15 protein-coding genes are annotated in these 20,120 nt (G+C 39.9%); 8 read left to right on the top strand and 7 right to left on the bottom strand.

The genetic code is table 11. The features are described from left to right. Positions 1 to 82 precede the first annotated feature (82 nt). The 6 genes from NST09_RS16340 to NST09_RS16315 all read right to left on the bottom strand — a co-directional run bounded on the left by NST09_RS16340 (position 83) and on the right by NST09_RS16315 (position 7,994). A complete protein-coding gene (locus NST09_RS16340; protein ID WP_342493123.1) occupies positions 83 to 1,501 on the bottom strand; it encodes an ATP-binding protein in 1,419 nt (472 codons plus the stop codon). After that, entirely contained in the window at positions 1,498 to 2,184 is a 687-nt protein-coding gene (locus NST09_RS16335; protein ID WP_024719907.1) for a response regulator transcription factor, read from the bottom strand. The genes NST09_RS16340 and NST09_RS16335 overlap by 4 nt, the downstream gene beginning before the upstream one ends. Beyond that, on the bottom strand, positions 2,181 to 3,164 hold the full coding sequence (locus tag NST09_RS16330; RefSeq protein WP_057079000.1) for a YncE family protein: 984 nt from the start codon (positions 3,162 to 3,164) through the stop codon (positions 2,181 to 2,183). The genes NST09_RS16335 and NST09_RS16330 overlap by 4 nt, the downstream gene beginning before the upstream one ends. A 267-nt stretch (positions 3,165 to 3,431) precedes the next feature. Next, positions 3,432 to 4,766, bottom strand: a complete 1,335-nt coding sequence (locus NST09_RS16325; protein ID WP_342493122.1) for an MFS transporter — start codon at positions 4,764 to 4,766, stop codon at positions 3,432 to 3,434. Between the two features lie 39 nt (positions 4,767 to 4,805). After that, positions 4,806 to 5,378 (bottom strand): TetR/AcrR family transcriptional regulator, encoded by a 573-nt coding sequence (locus NST09_RS16320; protein WP_025208046.1) that lies wholly within the window; start codon positions 5,376 to 5,378, stop codon positions 4,806 to 4,808. Between the two features lie 90 nt (positions 5,379 to 5,468). Continuing rightward, complete coding sequence (locus NST09_RS16315; protein ID WP_342493121.1) at positions 5,469 to 7,994, bottom strand: PEP/pyruvate-binding domain-containing protein; 2,526 nt, start codon at positions 7,992 to 7,994, stop codon at positions 5,469 to 5,471. 284 nt (positions 7,995 to 8,278) lie between these two features. On the opposite strand from NST09_RS16315, the gene NST09_RS16310 reads away from it, so the two are divergent. The 3 genes from NST09_RS16310 to uvrA all read left to right on the top strand — a co-directional run bounded on the left by NST09_RS16310 (position 8,279) and on the right by uvrA (position 13,684). Beyond that, on the top strand, positions 8,279 to 8,524 hold the full coding sequence (locus NST09_RS16310) for a CsbA family protein (RefSeq protein ID WP_008348197.1): 246 nt from the start codon (positions 8,279 to 8,281) through the stop codon (positions 8,522 to 8,524). Between the two features lie 290 nt (positions 8,525 to 8,814). Continuing rightward, the gene (gene uvrB / locus NST09_RS16305; protein ID WP_035389639.1) at positions 8,815 to 10,800 is read left to right on the top strand and encodes an excinuclease ABC subunit UvrB; all 1,986 of its coding nucleotides are present in this window, start codon (positions 8,815 to 8,817) and stop codon (positions 10,798 to 10,800) included. Positions 10,801 to 10,807: 7 nt separating this feature from the next. Further along, positions 10,808 to 13,684, top strand: a complete 2,877-nt coding sequence (gene uvrA, locus NST09_RS16300; protein ID WP_047945641.1) for an excinuclease ABC subunit UvrA — start codon at positions 10,808 to 10,810, stop codon at positions 13,682 to 13,684. 32 nt (positions 13,685 to 13,716) lie between these two features. Here the strand turns inward: uvrA and NST09_RS16295 are convergent, their stop codons facing one another. Next, a complete protein-coding gene (locus NST09_RS16295) occupies positions 13,717 to 13,947 on the bottom strand; it encodes a hypothetical protein (RefSeq protein ID WP_008348188.1) in 231 nt (76 codons plus the stop codon). Positions 13,948 to 14,144: 197 nt separating this feature from the next. On the opposite strand from NST09_RS16295, the gene NST09_RS16290 reads away from it, so the two are divergent. From NST09_RS16290 to NST09_RS16270, 5 genes are all read left to right on the top strand, one after another. Further along, positions 14,145 to 14,480: a hypothetical protein gene (locus tag NST09_RS16290; RefSeq protein WP_008348186.1), complete on the top strand. Its 336-nt coding sequence runs from the start codon at positions 14,145 to 14,147 to the stop codon at positions 14,478 to 14,480. An 11-nt stretch (positions 14,481 to 14,491) separates the two neighbouring features. Next, positions 14,492 to 15,583: a DUF4097 domain-containing protein gene (locus NST09_RS16285; RefSeq protein WP_060832685.1), complete on the top strand. Its 1,092-nt coding sequence runs from the start codon at positions 14,492 to 14,494 to the stop codon at positions 15,581 to 15,583. Positions 15,584 to 15,589: 6 nt separating this feature from the next. After that, a complete protein-coding gene (locus NST09_RS16280) occupies positions 15,590 to 15,784 on the top strand; it encodes a PspC domain-containing protein (RefSeq protein ID WP_008348183.1) in 195 nt (64 codons plus the stop codon). Continuing rightward, positions 15,785 to 16,171, top strand: coding sequence for a phage holin family protein (locus NST09_RS16275; protein ID WP_007500042.1), 387 nt, complete (start codon positions 15,785 to 15,787; stop codon positions 16,169 to 16,171). It begins immediately after the preceding gene. Positions 16,172 to 16,265: 94 nt separating this feature from the next. After that, positions 16,266 to 20,120: a metallophosphoesterase gene (locus tag NST09_RS16270; RefSeq protein ID WP_342493120.1), complete on the top strand. Its 3,855-nt coding sequence runs from the start codon at positions 16,266 to 16,268 to the stop codon at positions 20,118 to 20,120.

Raw genomic sequence — 20,120 nt, 5'->3', positions numbered from 1 at the left:
AAAAAGGCCAATTCTTTATTTTTCTGTTGAATAAAAACAGCTCTAGAAAAGAGCTGTTTTGTTTAAAAGATGTCATCTTATTTTATGAGGAGACAGGCGGAGTTTCAGTGCTCTCTGCACTTGGTAATTGTATAATAGCGGTCGTACCTAGGCCTTGTTCAGATTGAAGAACGAACGAGCCACGATGTTTTTTTATAATTTGATAAACAATGGCTAGTCCAAGACCAGAGCCGCCATCTTTTCTTGTGCGGGCTTTATTCACTCGATAAAAACGCTCAGAAACATGAGGGAGATCTCCTTTTGGAATTCCGCTGCCTTCATCTATGATTCTCAATTCAGCAGTTTGTTGGTGAACGAATAATTCAATCGAAATCGATTTTCCTGATGGCGTGTAATGGATGGCATTGTCCAATAAATTACGAACGACTTGCTCAAGTCGATCGCTATCACCATAAATAATACAATCTTCTTCGAGTTCTCGGTTGAACGAGATTCCCTTTTGACTAGTAATGAATGTCATTTGATCAAGAACATCATGAATAAGCTGCGCAAAGACGATTGGTTCCATCGTTAGTGGATAAGATTCCCCCTCTAATTGCGCGAGATCAAGAAGGTCATGTACGAGCCTGCTTAATCGTGTGGATTCGTCTTGAATAATCTGCATGCCTTTCTTTTGATCAATAATGCCTTCTTCAATTCCTTCGGCATAGCCTTTCATATAACTTAAAGGCGTTCTCAGTTCGTGAGAAACATTAGCAAGGAACTCTCTGCGATGCTGTTCAACTTTTTCTAACGTAGAGGACAGTTTATTAAAGGAACGGCTCAGCTGATTTAGCTCATCCCCTTTTTTGGTCACAGCCATGCGTTTTGAAAAATCACCAGATTCCATTTCCATTGCAATTTCTTTCATTTGATTGATCGTCCTTACGACTTTATTAGAACTTTTATATCCAATAAAGAAAATCAAAAGCAAGATAATTAAAATAGAGATGCCAAGCGTTAATCGAATTTGAACAAACGGTTCATACACATCAGATAAAGGCATAGAGAGGAAAATGGTTCCTGATAAATCATTTTTGTTTGAGAACACAGGGATGGCAATCCCGAGAATATCTTGATGAAACTGGGGGTGTTCTCTAATTAACACAACTGTTTCCCCCTGAAGAAGCTTTTGGCGTTCTTTAAACGTAATGAGGTTATCGTTTGTATTCGTATCGAAAGGGATACCGCTTGAAAGCTCCATAGGATCATCAGTAAAAATAACACTTGCCTGACTTGAGTCATTTGCCCACTTCATTCTGTCAGTAAAATATGTGTCTTTCCCGTGTTTGTGATAGATTTCTGACAGTTTCTTTCCTTGTAAACTTAAAGAGTCAATCTGTTTATCTATATATAAGTGCTGGTATAAGTAATAAGTCAGGGCAAGAGCTGAGGCAGCAACGATGCCTATAACTGAAAGGATTAAGAAAAGCACTTTCCTTTTAATAGATAATGGCTTCATTTGTCCTCCTCAAACTTATAGCCGACACCCCAAACGGTCTTAATATACCGTTCCGCTTCCTTTAATTTCAGTCTTAGTGTTTTAATATGTGTATCGACTGTTCTTAAAGAGCCACTAGGTGAGTGTGATTCCCACAATTTTTGATAGAGCTGTTCACGGGAAAAGACTTGGCCTTGATTGAGCAGAAGAAACATAAGTAAATCAAATTCTCTTCTTGTTAAATTGATGGGCTTTTGCTTGAGATAGACTTGTCTGCCGTCTTGATCGATCTCCAAGTCACCAATCATGATTCGACTGCGCTTTAAAGAAAGACCTCTAATTCGTCTTAATGTCGTTTCAATTCTAGCTGCAAGCTCACGTAGACTAAAAGGCTTCATGATGTAGTCGTCTGCTCCAATTTCCAGCCCCTTAATGCGATCCTCTTCATAACTTCTAGCTGTTAAAAATAAAATGGGGATTTGGGAGGTTTGCCTGATGCGCTGGCAGACTTCGAATCCATCCATATCTGGCATCATAATATCCAATACAACAAGGTCAATGGCCTCTTTTTCAAGCTGATGTAAGGCGCCCGTGCCATTATTTGCAGTTATCACGTGAAAGCCTTGTCTCTGCAAAAAGGATCCGATTAACTCAAGCATATCTAATTCATCATCTACTATTAAAATATTCATCTGTTCTTTCATTTCTTTTCCTCCAACATGATAGCATAAGGTCCTGCTGGGATGTTCAGTCGGTTCTTCAACATAAATGTATGTTTGTCGATGACGGATACTGAATTGTCATCTAAGTTACTGACATATATAGATGAGGAATCAGCAGTGATATAATTCGGATTTTGACCGGTCTCAACAGAGGAAAGCAGTTTGTTTTTCTCGGTATTTACTTTATATAGTGTGTGGTCTCCATGACATAATACATATAAAGTAGAAGAGTTTTTTTCTGAAAAAAATGCGACTGGCATAACACCTAGTTTGATTTCTCGCTGTTTTTTACCTGTTTTAGGGTCGTAAGCAAAAATGCTCTTATTTAATGTGCCCGGTTTACCGTGCCCTCCAACCCAAATGGAATGCCCATCAAAATGAATGCCAGATGGCCGTTCTAGGACGGAAATCGTTCGTATCTTTTTTTTCTTTTCAATATCAATGACTGAAACAGAATGACTTTTTGCATTTAAAACAAACAACGTTCCTGAAGAAGACAACGCCATAGAAGAGGGGAATGTCCCGGTCTTCACAGTTGCTTTTATTTTCTTGTGCACTGTATCGATAAAATAAACGACATTTTTCTCTGAATCGGTCACAAGTAAAGTGTTGGTATCCGCATCATACGCAAGTGAAGTCAGACCTTTATTCATATCCATATAGTCCGCTGCTGTTCCTTTTTTTAAATTGATTTCTATAAGAGATTGTCCTTCCTTACTTGATGCAATGATCACGTCTTTGTTGATGTGAACAAGATCAGTGAGAGGATGTTTTAAATCAACGGAAGAGACAATTTTATTTTTTTGTAAATCAACGATTGAAAAGGAGGCTTTTTTTAGTTGAGAAATGACAGCAATTGATTGAGAGCTGCCAGGGGGCGTAAATTGCTGGTCTTTTCCGCAGCCTGCTAGGAAAAATAGTAGAGCTGACAAGCATATTAAAAAATATTTCACTCGTTTCATCCTTCTGCTCCTTTGGTGCTCTATTTTCAAAAAGCATAACACAAAAATTGTGAAAAAAAATCGAAGTTATGAATGCTGGAAGATATGAAAAGGAGTTTTTAGGTGGGGAAGTAGAGGTAAATGAAAGCTGAAATTTCTTTTTCGTCTATTTATATGACATTTTTTCATGAGTAAAAGATCATTTTCACAGTTTGATCATTGTATTCATAATCGGTTACAGTATCAAATAATCATAGCTCCCCGCCCTAAATAGAGCGAAGGGAGTCGTTAAGCAGAGTGTTCAGATGAATGAGAAGTGGGTTTCGTTTTTAGACGATGAGAGAGGAGGAAACCAAGGATACCTGCGCCCATTAATACGATAAATAAAGATTGAAAACCACTTAATATACCAATTAAAGTAGATGAAATGATACTTCCGAAATATCTAAAGGTAGAAAAAATCCCAGATGCAGAGCCGGATAAACTCTGATCAACAGATGTTAAAGAAGCCATCTGCATGCTAGTCATGCCAATACCTGATGAGATCCCCCCAGCGACTAATGTGATGATAAGGAGTGGTATATTTGGATAGCTACTTAGTGTGATCAGCATAACACCGGATAAAGTAAGACAGAGAAATGAAAATCGAATCATTTTTTTGGCACCTTTTATTGGATGGAGCTTTGCTCCGAGTAATCCACTAATAGACATACAGAGTGAAAAGATCGAAAGGAAAATCCCGCTTTGTGTATGAGAAAGTGCGAGTTTTTGCTCCATAAACAGCGGCATGATGAGAAGAATCGCGTACATCACAAAATTACTAAGCATGATAGAAAGGTTAGCGTTCGTAAAAGTACTGTTTTTAAATAGTGTCAAATCAATGATGGGATTTGTAACTTTCCGTACGTGTTTGAAAAATAAAGGAATGGAAATGACCGCTAGAACGCCATAGATCATGTATTCGTTTAATACTTGGCTTTTAGTAAACAAAATGAGTGTGGCGATCCCGATTGTTAAGTATAACGAACCGATGATATCTACATTGGCTTGTAAACGTGTATGTTTCATCTTCGGAATCATAAAAACGCCTGTCACAAGTGTGAGAATCAAAAATGGTATATTCACTAGGAAAATGGAATGCCAGTCAAAGCTCTGAATGAGAATAGAGCCGATAAAAGGTCCAAGTGCGGCACCAATTCCCGCTCCAAAACCGAAAAAACCCATAGTTTTAGAAAGCTTTTCATGTGATACTGTTGCACGAATTAAAGCAATGCTGTTCGGCGTTAATATAGCTCCGCCTGCCGCTTGAATTGATCGGAAGCTAATAAGAAAAGCAAGATTAGGTGCGAAAGCACATCCAATGGAGCCAATCAAAAAGAGTATCACACCAGCTAAATACATGCTGCGGTGGCCGTATATATCTCCCAGCTTACCCGCAATAGGTTGAGTGACTGCCATGACAATTAGATAAATCGTGACCACCCAAGTAATGTTTGATATGGATTGATCGTAATAAGTTGATATAGATGATAGAGCGACTGCGATCATGGTTGAATTGACTGGAACTAAAATAGCTCCAAGCAGCAAAGAATAAATGATCAAGTTCTCTTTTTTAAGATTCAATGTGTTTACCACCTTTGTAAAAAGAAGAATTTCACCCAATTAAGTGGGGGAAATTCCTCTCATGAAAATGTGTGTGCATGTCTCAATAAAGTCTTCTTTTTTTGTTAAAACAAGCTGAATGTCTTGCTCTAGCTGTTGAATGAAAAAGCCAAAATACGTGCTAATAAATATATCTGCATAGATGTCTTCTTTTCCTTCTAATACACGATGCTGAGCGCCCATTTTTTTGAAATAATGAATCAGCATGTCTCTCAATTCTTGAGGATAAATTTTTTCATGGTCTGTTAAATCTTTAAACATAGCGGGTTCTCTCATGCTGATATAGATAAATTCTTTTTTTGAAGTCAAATCTTCAAGGAAATAGCTACCGAGAAATTTTAAATCGGTGTATAAATCGTCTTTAAATTCTGCTTCAAGGGTTTTGGTCGGTGTTGATTTCATTTTCATAATGGCAGCAATCACGCCGCGTTTGTTTTTAAAGTTACGAAAAATTGTCGCTTCACTTACATTCGCTTTTGTCGCAATTTCTTTTGTCGTTGTTTTTTGATAGCCCTTTTCAGACAATAATTCCATTGTTGCGCGAATGATCCGTTGATTTGTTGATTTTAACAAGCATACTCACCTCAGGTTATGAATGTGTTTGCAACAAAGTAAGTATACCGATAAAATCTGTGACCGCCAATATGATCCAAACAGTGACGACTATGCCCGTGAATGCTGATTTAATAACTGGATACGCCCATTGGCTCCATCTACTGTCACGAGGTCGCCGGATTTTAGTTTTTCAGTTGCGATCCGTGTGCCTAAGACAGCCGGTATCATATATTCTCTAGCGATAATAGCGGAATGGGACAAAATACCGCCAGAATCGGTGATGACTGCTTTGGCGTCTCTAAATAAGCTGGTCCATAAAGGGGTCGTTGTTTTACAAATTAAAATGTCATCTTTTTCAAATTGTGAAAATTCATCAGCAGATGTAATGACTCTGACTCTTCCAGAAGTAATGCCGCTAGATGCACCAATTCCATAGATTGCATCGTCTGTGTTGTTTGCATTTTCCCTTAGAGAACCAAGCATTCTTTCTACTTGCTGCAATTCAGCTTCAGAAGGCGTTCCTGTATAAGCTGGTGGTTGGATGGATTCATTTTCCTTCATTTCAATTTTTCTTTGCTGAATGATCGAATCGTATGTGGTCGAAGTTGTGAGCGCATTGAGTACTTCATCATCGTAAAGATACCAAAGGTCTTCTTGATGAGGGATCGCTCCTTTTTGAACAAGAAGTTCACCAATTTTTAAGAGATAGAGTCTCGCTTTTGCATCTAACATGGCATCAATGTAAAAGTGATGATCATCTCGAATATTGGCTGCATGGAGTGCAAAATGATAAAGTTCTTCAAATTTTGTTTTAAACGCTTCATCTGTCACTTGACTGATAAACTGTTCATACGTTTCTTGCCTTTTGATCACGGCTTGTGCAAATTCTTCATCAAAATCAGATTGGTGCCGAATGTTGTTTCTAATGATGTCCAAGACAAATTCAGGATTTTCCACCCATGTTTCCTCGGTGAAATCATGGCTTTTAACAGACCGCCAACCATAGACTTGGAGAAAAGCTTCTACGTTGGAAATGAAGTTTTTTCCTTTTTCTGTGTGATTGAGGGCATATAATAGTTCAGCATTCGTTGAATGATGTTTAAATGCCTGAAGAAGCTCGGAATCTTGAAGAACGTCTTTTGCCAAGTGAGATAGCTTTTGATCTGTTTCAAGGGACTTGTTCATCACACCTATCATCATTTCATGCAGCAGGACGACTTGTGTTTGATCGCCAGTATATGAGACAAGCATGTCTTCAATGATCGCTGATAGAATGACTTGAGGTATGACAATGTCAAAATGGTCGTCATACGCTCTTAGATAAATTTCCTTTAATTCTTGAAAGCCGCTGATGGCTTCATCAATTGTTAGCGGTTGAGTGATTTGCCGATCAAGTTTTTCGTATAATGGGAACAAGTTTTGCTTTAAAATGTGATACATTCTTTCGCTTAAACGAGGAAACAGTTCGAATAGGCTCTCGTCAAAAACTGGTTCCGCTGACGCTTCTGGCATAGACGGTGAAGAATACAGATGTCCTCTATAAAGTTTGATATCTTTAATATTAAGGTCTGGTACTTGATACTTCTCTCCGTTTTTCTTCATCCCGTTTTTTAAAGCAGGTATGATCAAACTTGAAAAAAGAGGACTTGTGGGTCCAGGCATATGATCGTCCATTGAGATCCAGAAGTCTTGCAGCTCTTCAGGTTTCATTTGAAAGGCTGCACCTGAGGAGCCATTTGCTGTATTGGAAAAAGAAGCAGTAATCGGTCTTGCTTGAAGTAAATAAAAAGTACCATCTGACATGCCGAATTCGATATCTACTCCATGTCCATAAAGTTCTTCTACTTGTTTTGTCATTTTCGTGATTTGGATCAATTGATCATCTCGAAGACAAAATTGGCCAGCCATCTCCTCACCTACGGGTTGTTCAATAACGCCCTCTTGACAGGGAACAATTTGCACTTCTTTTGTTCCTAGTGATTTTTCAATTGAGTACGTTTCTTTGTTTACAATAAATGTATCTGGCGTCACAAGGCCGGAGACGATGGCTTCTCCTAGTCCATAGCTTGCAGTCATCATGACTTCGTTTGTTTTTCCTGATACAGGATTCTCACTAAAGATGACACCAGAGATGTCAGAATGGATCAATCCTTGTACAACAACAGCCATGAGCGGCATCTCTTCCTCGTTCTCAATCATTTCTTCCTTATATTCTGTGACTCTTGCTGCGAAGTAAGACGACCAACATTCTTTGACGGCTTGCAAGAACTCTTCATTTGTTTTGATATTTAAATAGGTCTCGTATTGACCTGCAAAGGAGGCGCCTTCGAGATCTTCCGCAACAGAAGAGGATCGCACTGCAACGGATGGATATGTTTTCAACAATGATTGAAAGGATGAAAGTAATTCTGTCTCCATTTGTGAAGGAAACGAAGCTTCTGTGATTTTTCGGGCAAGGTTTTGATCAGTTGGATGGAAATTGTGATATGAAAGAAAGCTTGCAAAGCTGTTCGTTTTAATAATAAATCCATCTGGAACTGGCAGTCCGTGATTGTTTAATTTAATTAAATTCACGCCTTTTGCCCCTGCGAGTGATGCGGATTCTTCAGCCGCATGAAATAATACTGAATACATGGGAATGCCCCCTTATCCAAATAGCCAATGGTTTCATTTGTCTCTTTTTGTTTTTTAAAATGATAGTGCGCACTATCATTTTCATCATAGAATTTATTGGATGTAACTGTCAAAGACGTAAAGACCTATCTTTAGAAAGGGGACGTTTTCACTAATTTTCCTCCTCATCTATATCAAAAGTCTTCAACCGAGAAGAAAAAAGCTGAAATTGAAAACTGTGAATTGTTCATTATGCCAATCTTTACTATAATCAAGGGAGTAGACCATGTAGAGGGAGGGTTTTTGTGATTACAAAAGCCATATTTGCACTTGTTTTTCCTTTCTTGCTCGTTATTTTATTTTCAAAGGTTACTTATAATCATTACGTTGGCATTGCATTAACAGCAGCGCTTTTATTTGCTTCGTATATGAAAGGCTATACAGAAACCTACTTTATCGTAGGATTAGATATTATTTCTTTAGTGGCCGGGGCATTGTTTATGGCCAAGAAAGAAGTCGAAAAAAGAGAGAAGGCTGAAAAACATCATTGATGTGATCCCTCTTGATGAAAAGAAAATGTTTTTGATTGCAGGAGCTGTGCTTACGATTCTAGTGAGTGCAGCTTTCTTTTTTGTGGTTTTTCTGCTGATCGAATATCTCGCTCCAAAATGTTCCATACTGAAAGGAAGGTTTCTTTAGAGGGTTATGAGCCACGGCAGAGAGGGTATGGTTGTATTGGAAATAAAAATCAAGTCAGACACGAACTTTAGTTCGTATTTTTGTGTTCTTTTATGATAATATATTCATTAGATAGATTTCGTAACGAAACGGAGGCTTTGATGTGAGTGACCGCTTTGAATTAGTTTCTAACTATCAGCCCCAAGGAGATCAGCCAAAAGCCATTGAAAAGCTTGTGGAGGGCATCCATCAGGGGAAACAGCATCAAACGCTGTTAGGTGCTACAGGTACGGGAAAGACCTTTACTGTATCCAACCTGATCAAAGAAGTGAACAAACCAACACTTGTCATTGCGCATAACAAGACACTTGCCGGACAATTATACAGCGAGTTCAAGGAATTTTTTCCAAATAATGCTGTTGAATATTTTGTGAGTTATTATGATTATTACCAGCCTGAGGCGTATGTTCCTCAAACTGATACATTTATTGAAAAGGATGCCAGCATTAATGATGAGATCGATAAGCTAAGGCACTCCGCCACATCCTCATTATTTGAGCGGAGAGATGTCATCATCATTGCCAGTGTGTCCTGTATTTATGGCTTAGGTTCTCCTGAAGAATACAGAGAGCTTGTGCTGTCTTTACGAACTGAAATGGAAATTGAACGCAATCAGCTGCTGCGTAAGCTTGTGGATATTCAGTATTCTCGTAATGATATAGATTTTCAGCGCGGAACCTTCAGAGTTCGAGGAGACGTCGTTGAAATTTTTCCTGCTTCACGAGATGAGCATTGTATCAGAGTGGAGTTTTTCGGTGATGAAATTGAACGTATTCGTGAAGTAGATGCTCTCACTGGAGAAATTCTCGGTGATCGTGACCACGTTGCTATTTTCCCAGCATCTCACTTCGTCACAAGAGAAGAAAAGATGGAAAAAGCGATTATTAATATTGAAAAAGAGCTTGAGGAACAGTTGGAAAAGCTTCGTGAAAACGGGAAACTGCTTGAAGCACAGCGTCTTGAGCAGCGGACAAGGTATGACCTTGAGATGATGAGAGAGATGGGCTTTTGTTCAGGGATTGAGAACTACTCAAGACATCTCACCTTACGTCCGCCTGGTTCAACACCTTATACATTGCTTGATTATTTTCCGGATGATTTTATGATTGTTGTCGATGAGTCACACGTGACCATCCCGCAAATTCGCGCCATGTACAATGGGGACCAGGCAAGAAAACAAGTGCTTGTTGATCACGGATTCCGTCTGCCGTCAGCACTTGATAATAGACCACTCACATTTGATGAGTTTGAAAAGCACATTAACCATATTGTGCATGTATCCGCAACACCTGGCCCATACGAGCTTGAGAAAACGCCAGAGGTCGTGGAACAAATTATTCGTCCAACCGGTTTGCTTGATCCAATCATTGAAGTCCGTCCGATTGAAGGACAAATCGATGACTTAATTGGGGAAATTCATGCAAGAGTTGAGAAAAATGAGCGTGTGCTTGTGACGACTTTAACGAAGAAAATGTCTGAGGATCTGACAGATTATCTGAAAGAAATCGGAATCAAGGTCAATTATCTGCACTCAGAAATTAAGACACTAGAACGGATTGAGATTATTCGTGATTTACGTCTCGGAAAATATGATGTGCTTGTAGGGATCAACCTTCTTCGAGAAGGCTTGGATATTCCAGAGGTGTCGCTCGTGGCGATTTTAGATGCGGATAAAGAAGGCTTTTTACGTTCAGAAAGATCCCTCATCCAGACGATTGGTCGTGCTGCAAGAAATGCAGAAGGCCGAGTTATCATGTATGCAGACAATATGACGAAATCAATGGACATTGCCATACAAGAAACAAAGCGGAGACGTGAGCAGCAAGAAGCGTATAATGAGAAATTTGGTATCACTCCGCAAACGATCCATAAGAAGATTCGAGATGTGATCAAGGCAACAAAAGTACATGAGGATTCAGAAGAATACGAAACAAAAGCAGCACCAAAGTTGTCAAAAATGAGCAAAAAAGAACGAGAAAAAGTGATCGAAAACGTCGAGATGGAAATGAAAGATGCAGCAAAAGCGCTTGATTTTGAAAAAGCAGCAGAATTAAGAGATCTATTGCTAGAGCTAAAAGCGGAAGGATGAATGCCAGATGGCTATGGAACGAATAGAGGTGAAAGGGGCAAGAGCCCACAACCTTAAAAATATTGATGTCAATATCCCGCGCGATCAGCTAGTGGTCATTACAGGTTTATCTGGTTCGGGAAAATCGTCGCTTGCCTTCGATACCATTTATGCAGAAGGTCAGCGTAGGTATGTTGAATCACTGTCGGCCTATGCACGTCAATTTCTCGGTCAAATGGACAAACCAGATGTAGATGCGATTGAAGGGCTTTCTCCAGCGATTAGTATTGACCAGAAAACGACAAGCAGGAACCCTCGATCAACCGTTGGGACAGTTACAGAAATTTATGATTACTTGCGTCTATTATATGCTCGAGTCGGAAAACCGATTTGTCCTATTCATGGGATCGAAATTACATCACAGACGATTGAGCAAATGACAGACCGTATTTTAGAGTATCCAGAACGAACGAAACTACAAGTGCTTGCTCCGATCGTATCTGGACGTAAGGGAACACACGTGAAAGTACTTGATCAAATTCGGAAGCAGGGCTACGTTCGAGTCAGAGTTGATGGCGAGATGGAGGACCTGTCAGAAGAGATTGAGCTTGAAAAGAATAAAAAGCATTCCATTGAAGTGGTGATTGATCGAATTGTCGTGAAAGAAGGCGTGGCGGCACGGTTGTCTGATTCTCTTGAAACGGCACTCCGACTTGGTGAAGGTCGTGTGATGATTGATGTGATTGGACAAGAGGAGCTGTTATTTAGTGAGCATCATGCTTGTCCGCACTGCGGATTCTCTATTGGGGAACTTGAACCAAGAATGTTCTCGTTTAATAGCCCTTTCGGTGCCTGCCCAAGCTGTGATGGGCTTGGTTCTAAACTAGAAGTAGATCCAGAGCTTGTGATTCCGAATAAGGATTTGACTTTACGTCAGCATGCCATTGCCCCATGGGAGCCTCAAAGCTCACAATATTACCCGCAGCTTCTTGAGGCGGTATGTACACACTATGGAATTGACATGGATATTCCAGTAAAAGATATTCCGACGCATTTATTTGATAAAATTTTATATGGCAGCGGCTCTGAGCTGATTTATTTTAAATATGAAAATGATTTTGGCCAGGTCCGTGAAAATGAAATCGAGTTTGAAGGTGTGCTTCGTAACATTGAACGGCGCTACAAGGAAACGAGCTCCGATTATATTCGGGAGCAAATGGAAAAATATATGGCCAATCAGCCATGCCCGACCTGTAAAGGGTATCGCCTGAAAAAAGAAACGCTTGCGGTTCTCATCAATGGCAAACATATCGGAGAAATGACCGATTTGTCTGTATCTGATGCCCTTGATTTCTATGAGAAAATTGAGTTGTCTGAGAAAGATTTGCAGATTGCCCAGCTCATTTTACGTGAAATCAAAGAGCGCTTGTCCTTCTTGAATAATGTGGGGTTAGATTATCTGACATTAAGCCGGTCTGCTGGCACATTATCAGGCGGGGAGGCGCAGCGGATTCGTTTGGCGACACAAATCGGATCAAGACTGACAGGCGTTCTTTATATTTTAGATGAACCATCGATTGGTCTGCACCAACGGGATAATGACCGGTTGATTGGGACATTGAAAAACATGCGTGATATCGGAAACACACTGATTGTCGTAGAACATGATGAAGATACGATGCTTGCCGCTGATTATCTCATTGATATTGGACCAGGTGCAGGGGTTCATGGAGGAGAAGTGATTTCAGCTGGAACGCCAGAAGAAGTCATGAAAGACCCAAAATCGTTGACTGGACAATATTTATCTGGTGAGAAATTCATCCCGCTTCCGATTGAGAGACGAAAGCCTGACGGCCGCTTCATTGAAATTAAAGGGGCAAAAGAAAACAACCTTAAAAACGTGAATGCGAAATTTCCTTTAGGTGTCTTTACCGCTGTGACGGGTGTGTCAGGATCAGGGAAAAGTACACTTGTGAATGAAATTTTATTGAAATCCCTTGCCCAAAAACTGCACAGAGCAAAAGCGAAGCCAGGACAGCACAAAGAAATCAAAGGAATGGATCACTTAGACAAAGTCATTGATATTGATCAATCTCCAATTGGCCGTACACCAAGATCCAACCCTGCTACGTATACAGGTGTATTTGATGATGTGCGGGATGTGTTTGCGCAAACCAATGAAGCGAAGGTACGAGGCTATAAAAAAGGGCGATTCAGCTTTAACGTGAAAGGTGGACGCTGCGAAGCATGTCGTGGAGATGGCATTATTAAAATTGAAATGCACTTTTTACCTGATGTATACGTGCCTTGTGAAGTGTGTCACGGGAAACGTTATAACCGTGAGACGTTAGAGGTCACGTATAAAGGGAAAAATATTTCCGATGTTCTTGAAATGACGGTAGAGGACGCACTTCAATTTTTCGAGAATATCCCGAAAATTAAGCGGAAGCTGCAAACGATCTTTGATGTTGGATTAGGATACATTACACTTGGGCAACCTGCCACGACATTGTCTGGTGGAGAGGCGCAGCGCGTGAAATTGGCATCTGAGCTTCATCGCCGTTCAAACGGAAGATCCTTGTATATTTTAGATGAACCGACAACCGGTCTTCATGTGGATGATATTGCTAGGTTGTTAAAAGTGCTCCAGCGCTTGGTCGAAAACGGGGATACGGTATTGGTCATTGAGCACAACCTTGATATTATTAAGGCTGCCGATTACCTTGTTGATCTAGGACCAGAAGGCGGTGCTGGTGGAGGAACGATTATTGCTTCAGGAACACCTGAACACATTGCTAAAGAAGAAGCTTCTTACACCGGTCGATACTTAAAACCGATTTTAGAGCGTGATCGTGAGCGAATGAAACAGTTAGTCAAAGAAACAGAAAGTGTGACATCCTCATAAAGAAAAACCCCTCCGAAAGAGGGGTTTTCCTTTTATTGCACATCTTCCTTTGGCATTAAGTTACTGAGGTGCGTTAAATCCTTTAAAATATGAGTGCTGCTACTATCGAGCAGTACTTTTAAATAACGGATATCACCATACTTCGGATGAGACGGATGAATGGCCTCTAGCTCCTTGATCATATCGCTGTTCATGCTTTTCTGTTTCTGTATAAGGTCTAAAAGCGTTTGTGCCGTGTGGTTAGCATTATGATGATCTGTCAAAATAATTACCCCCTATAATGATAATCACCATCTTTTCAACATATTTTAAAGGGTAATCCATGAAGAATCTACACTTAGGTGCAAAAAGAAATAATTTGTGTCTAAGGTCATATGTAAATCGAATGAGTTTGAAACTTTTTATACGCCATAAACGTATGAGTTAGAAAGGAATTTTCATCATGAAGGAGCGAATATATATGAACAGAGATCAGTCGATCATTGCATCTATTTGTTATTTTAGTGTATTTTTCATGCCGTTTATTGTACCGATCGTGGCATATTTTGTAGTGGATCAAAAGGAAACGAAACGGCATTCGCTGCGTGCATTGTGGTCACATGTTTTGCCAGTCGCAGCGTGTGTGCTGCTGGTTTTTGGAGCTATCCCCTTTTTATTGACGACACAGGCAAGCGACTCACTCGTTCCAGTGTTCACCGTACTTATCTTGTCCTTTTTAGTCGCCATTGGCTTTTTGATCTCTGTCATTTGGAATATCATTCAAGGTATTAAAGTGCTTCAATCCATCAAATCGTAGGAGGGCTTTGTATGAATGAAAAAGAACGCATTTTAAAATTAGTAGAAGACGGGACATTATCTGCAAAAGAAGCGATTACGCTGCTTGAAAAATTAGAAGAAAATCAGTCCATTTCACTAGAAAAATCAACGGCTGATCATACCTTTCATGAAGAAAAAGTTGGCGCAGAGAATAAAGGAACTGGTACTGAAAACCTCGGTGCAAAGCTGTTTGGATGGTTAGATTCGGCGGTGAAAAAGGTCAAAGATGTAGATCTTGATTTGAACTTTGGACAGTCCGTCGACGTTGAACACATTTTTCAATTCAAAGACGCGGCACTGTCTCATTTAGATATTCAATTGGCAAACGGCAGTCTCAATTTGATGCCTTGGGATGATGGGGATGTTCGGGCAGAGTGTCATGCGAAAATTTACCGTGCAGAGGATGGAGAGCAGGCAAGACAGCAATTTCTTCAACATCTGGATTGCGGGCTTGAAGGGGACAAATTTTTTATCCGAACTGAAAAGAAGACCATGAAGGTCAATGTCACCCTGTATGTGCCACGTATCCAATACGATAAGATCAAAGTCAAACTGTTTAATGGACCGATTCGCGGGGAAAAGCTAAAGACAAAAGAACTGGCTGCAAAAACAACAAATGGCGTCGTCTCTTTTGCCTCTTTACAAGCAGAAAAAGTCGGGATTGAAACAGCAAATGGACAAATCAAACTGGCTGATCACGAGTGTGGTATGATTGAAGTAGAAACCATTAATGGGCTCATTGACCTGCGCGGGAAAAGTGAATCAATTGATGCACAGAGCTTCAATGGGAACATTGCTGTTCAGCTGTCAGATGAGAAATGCCGTTCGATCTATGCAAAAACGACAACAGGCAGTGTGGACGTTCAGATTCCGCGTGCTTGTGCAGTGACTGCGGAGCTGAAAAGCAATCTCGGATCGATCTCTCATGAGCTGCTTGATGCAAATATGATTAAAGAGAAAAATGAAACGCTGCAAAAAGAGAAAATGATCAAAGCCAATCAACAGGCGGAGCACAATATATCCATTTTTGCAGAAACAAAAACAGGCTCAATCCAAGTAAAGCACCAATCAGACAAGGAGTGATTCTACATGAAGAAGCTTTATCGTTCAGCGACAGATAAAAAAATAGCGGGTGTTGTCGGTGGACTTGCTGAATACTTAAGTGTCGATGCATCCCTGCTTCGTATTTTAACGGTGATCATCGGATTTATGACAGCATTTATGCCGATATTCTTGATCTACTTCATCTGGTATTTTGTTGTTCCGGAAGAAGGCACTAACTAAATGCTTAGATGGATCGTTAGTATTTTCGTCAATGCATTACTTTTAATCGTCATTGCTGGATATTTTGATTCAGGCATTCTGCCAGGCCTTGGTAGTGTGTATATTGAAGGCTTTGGCGCAGCGATTGTAGCAAGTATTATTTTGTCCTTGCTCAATATTTTAGTGAAGCCGTTTTTGATCATTTTAACGCTGCCAGTGACAGTACTTTCACTAGGATTGTTCCTCTTTGTCATTAATGCCATCACACTGATGATGACCTCAAGCTTTATGGGAGATAGTTTTAACATTGATGGGTTTGGAACGGCCATTTGGATGGCTGTCATTTTATCCATTTTCCATCTGCTCATACAGAAAGGAATCGTGGAACCGTTAGCGAAAAAAAGCTAACGGTTTTTTTGTGTGAATTTATATCGTTTCCCCGTTCCATCTGTCATAAAAACCGTCTTCAGGAGACACAATATCCGAAGGGAGGCGGTGCACGATGGTGAATGTGAGCAGACAAATCATTCTTTTGCTTTTTTTGAGCATTCTTTTTTGTTTCAGTCAGCCTGCTTCAGCAGGATCTTTGACACAAACACAAGTGAACATACGAAATAAGCCCTTTTCACCTTTTATCTTTGATCAATTTCAAGTAGATGTCCGTCCGGTTCAAGGAAAAAAACGTGATCTTCAATTTCGGGCATCTATTAGTCAGTCAGAGCAAATTTTGTCTGCAAACTTGTACTATAAACAGAGTGATGAACTAGGATATCGATTGATCCCAATGGAACGATTACCGGGGATGAAACCAGAATTCACAGCGAAAATCCCGACAGATCAGTTGTGGAATCCAACAGTTCATTACTATACAGAATTCCTGACGCAGAAGTCTGTCATCAAAACAACCGAACAAGCAGTTCACTTAAACGGATTTGAAGAGGATCTCTCACAAATTCCTGAGCTATTGATGACAGAAATCGTCGTGAATTCAAAAAACCGCAAAGGCAAGGATGCTTTTGAATTCATCGAGGTGTATAACACAACACATGCACCCATTTCACTTCGACATTACCAGCTTCGCTATCGCAATCCAGCGCAAGGCGTGGAGATGGATGATATATATTCATTTCACACAAGTCCTATCACCATTTCTCCTGGAAAGCCGTACGTATTTTGGCTTAGAAAAAAAGGGCAGGAGCATTTAACGGTAGCGGACTTTAATGCGATGTACAAAAGCCATTTAAAAGAGGGCGAGCAACTATCGGTCATTGAGAGTAAAGGATTGTCCAATTCTAAATCCCGCCTTGTTTCTATCACAACAAATATAGGAGAAGAGGTATCGTCGGCATCCTATCGTTTAAGGCCTTCATTGTTTAGCGAGCACAGATCGTTACTGTTCAAGTATCCAATGGATGGTACGACACAAATGAAGCTGATCTCGAAAGTGGAGGAAGAGCCAACACCCGGAAAAGTGTTAAAAGCACAAATTCCAACTGAAAAAAAAGAAATATCACAAGATGTTCATAAACCTGTGATCGAAGATATGACAGACAATCAACCGATAAAACCAACTGAAGGCATTGAAATGAGGGCAGATGTGCAGGATGATCAGTCCGTCAAAACGGTCAAATTGCGATATCGAACCAATCGTCATGAAGATTTTAAAGAGGTGCTGCTTCAAAAGGATCATAATGATCGGCTGTTTCACTATATTATTTATTCACCTGAGCTCATCGGTAAAGATCGATTGGAATATCAGATTGAAGCGTCTGACGGCGAAAATCAAGCAATGACAATGAAAAAAACAATTGATGTGGAACAAGTAAGCAAAGCTCACGGCCTTCGATTGAATGTAGAAGAAGGAGATACGGTTTCTGGCGTATTTCACTTAAAAGCAACAGCAGATCAGAAAAAAAGCATAAAATTAATGATAGATGGAAAACCGATTCGACAAGTATTCCCTGCACTTGAAGCAGATCCATATCTTGCATTTGATGTCAAAGGGACAAATTTATATTTTAAGAATGGTGTGTCTATAGGTAAGCACTTACTTTCCATTTTTGATGATTCGACAAAAGTGTATCGCACCTATACGATACCAATACCAGAAAAACACTTAGAAAAGGCAGGTCCACAAACGATATCATTCCATGCTGGGACGAAGTCATCGCCGTTTGACCGATTTCCTGGAGAAAATCACGATGATTTTGAATTGAAAAATGTCCAGATGATTTTATCGAATGGAACTCAAATTCTGCCTCTAAATGCGAGCCAGCATGAGGAATGGAAAATGGGCGACGGTGGCAGCGCTAAGAAGGTGAGAGCATTTCAGTTTCAAATCCCGAAGCAAGCATATGCATCAAGCTATATTCAGTGGGATACAAGAAGGCTGAAAGAAGGAGTACATGTTGTTCAGGCTAAAACCGCAGACGAATCTCAATCTGTACGTGTGAAAGTCGATAACACGGGTCCGAAAATCAAGAGTAATATACAGGCAAATGACCAATATAAAGGCGTCTTTACGTTAAAGGCAAAGGTAACGGATCGTTGGAGTGACATAGCGGAGATGAAGGCATATTTAGATGGAAAACCGATCTCTTTGCCTTATCAAACGTCCTCTAGCGAATTAGAACCTGGGGAGCACACATTGAAGATAAAAGCAAAAGATGCCGCTGGAAACAAATCAACTTTGAAAAAGGTTTTTAAGACGGTACATGAACACCCTGAAACGCCAGAGAGAGTGTCAGATAGGACAAAAAAGGAATCATCTAAGCAAACAGTGCTAACCAATGATCCTACTAATGATCAGTTAGATTACTCCTTTTACCGTGCCTATCAATATACATCGCTGCATCCGTCCATGAAGATTTTCAAATATGCAGCGGAAACAGAGCCGCCAAAACATTTAAATGAAACAGGGGAAATGATTTTTTCTGATCGAGAAAGAAATCGCATTGCATTTGCTGATGGTAAATCAGTGGAAACGAAAGATCTACAGCATTTTCCTTATCATCGCTTTCAAATCAAGGTTCATCACGATGTACGTGAAAAGGATGTTGTCGAGGCTGTATGGAAAGGAAGCTCATTATCAGGGAGAAAGGTAACGATGTATGCTTGGAATCATCAGCAAGAAAAGTGGGATAAAATTACTCATCACTTTGCCAAGGATGAAAAGGAATTTTACTTGAAAGGGCTGCTGTCAGTCAGACAGTATATGAAAAATCAAACGTTTGATTTGCTTGTACAAGATGAGATCAGTAAGACGTTAAAGCCTTATAAGATGGTGTGGATGTCTGATACTCAATATTATGCCAGAAGTTATCCTCACATCTTCAAAAAAATGGTCGAGTGGATCAGAGATCAAAGGGACCCATTAAATATTCAATATGTGTTCCATACAGGTGATATTGTGGATGATTCAAAGGACAAGCAGTGGAATCGTGCCGATACATTTATGCGTGTGTTAGATAAGCATCAGATTCCTTACGGTGTATTAGCTGGTAATCATGATGTCAGGCACAAAGACGGCCATTATAGGGAATATGGGAGATATTTTGGAGCGAAACGCTTTGAAGACAAGCCGTATTACGGTGAATCCTATCAAAACAATCGAGGTCATTATGATCTTATCTCTGCTGGTGGCAATGATTATATGATGGTGTATATGGGCTGGGGGATCAAGCAAAATGAGATTGACTGGTTAAATCGAGTCATTTCTGAACATCCAGATCGAATTGTCATTTTAAATTTCCATGAGTATTTGTTAGTGAGCGGAAATCGAAGCCCAATTGGAGATTTGATCTTCCATCAAGTGGTAAAGCGTCACCCGAATATTGTCGCAGTATTTAGCGGTCACTACCACGGAGCCAGTCGAAAAGTAGATGAGATTGACGATGATCATGATGGAAAAGTGGACAGAAAAGTATATCAAATCCTTGCAGATTACCAGTCAGGTCCTGAAGGCGGTCAAGGTTTTATGCGGCTGATCACTGCGGATCAAGAAAAAAATAAACTTCATTTCACCACATATTCACCCTACTTGAATCAAGAACATTTCTATGATCCAAAAACGTATGGAGATCAAGATGAATTTTCAATTGATGTGGATTTAACACCTAAAATGAAATCCGTTAAAACCAATTATTTTGAATTGAATGTCTACACAAACGTTCTTCTTGGAGAAGTCAAAGGTGTGAAAAGTGGTAAAAAAGCAAGCTTTGAATGGAAAGGGTTAAAGCCAAATCAAGAATATTATTGGTACACTGTAGCAAAAGACCGTTTCGAAGGGAAAGCGATTTCGCCTATATGGAAAATTCATACAAAAAATGATGATCAATCAACATTTCTTAGGAAATAA

Source organism: Bacillus sp. FSL W7-1346, assembly GCF_038593335.1.
Lineage (GTDB): Bacteria > Bacillota > Bacilli > Bacillales > Bacillaceae > Bacillus > Bacillus altitudinis.
The sequence above is the reverse complement of the archived record's forward strand: the minus strand, read 5'-3'. Positions and strand labels throughout refer to the sequence as shown.

What these genes read in the sequence shown, in the direction of transcription:
- NST09_RS16330 (WP_057079000.1), bottom strand. Translation starts at nt 3,164, where the DNA reads ATGAAACGAGTGAAATATTTTTTAATATGCTTGTCAGCTCTACTATTT.
- NST09_RS16340 (WP_342493123.1), bottom strand. Translation starts at nt 1,501, where the DNA reads ATGAAGCCATTATCTATTAAAAGGAAAGTGCTTTTCTTAATCCTTTCA.
- NST09_RS16270 (WP_342493120.1), top strand. Translation starts at nt 16,266, where the DNA reads ATGGTGAATGTGAGCAGACAAATCATTCTTTTGCTTTTTTTGAGCATT.
- NST09_RS16280 (WP_008348183.1), top strand. Translation starts at nt 15,590, where the DNA reads ATGAAGAAGCTTTATCGTTCAGCGACAGATAAAAAAATAGCGGGTGTT.
- NST09_RS16285 (WP_060832685.1), top strand. Translation starts at nt 14,492, where the DNA reads ATGAATGAAAAAGAACGCATTTTAAAATTAGTAGAAGACGGGACATTA.
- uvrA (WP_047945641.1), top strand. Translation starts at nt 10,808, where the DNA reads ATGGCTATGGAACGAATAGAGGTGAAAGGGGCAAGAGCCCACAACCTT.
- NST09_RS16335 (WP_024719907.1), bottom strand. Translation starts at nt 2,184, where the DNA reads ATGAAAGAACAGATGAATATTTTAATAGTAGATGATGAATTAGATATG.
- NST09_RS16275 (WP_007500042.1), top strand. Translation starts at nt 15,785, where the DNA reads ATGCTTAGATGGATCGTTAGTATTTTCGTCAATGCATTACTTTTAATC.
- NST09_RS16290 (WP_008348186.1), top strand. Translation starts at nt 14,145, where the DNA reads ATGAACAGAGATCAGTCGATCATTGCATCTATTTGTTATTTTAGTGTA.
- NST09_RS16315 (WP_342493121.1), bottom strand. Translation starts at nt 7,994, where the DNA reads ATGTATTCAGTATTATTTCATGCGGCTGAAGAATCCGCATCACTCGCA.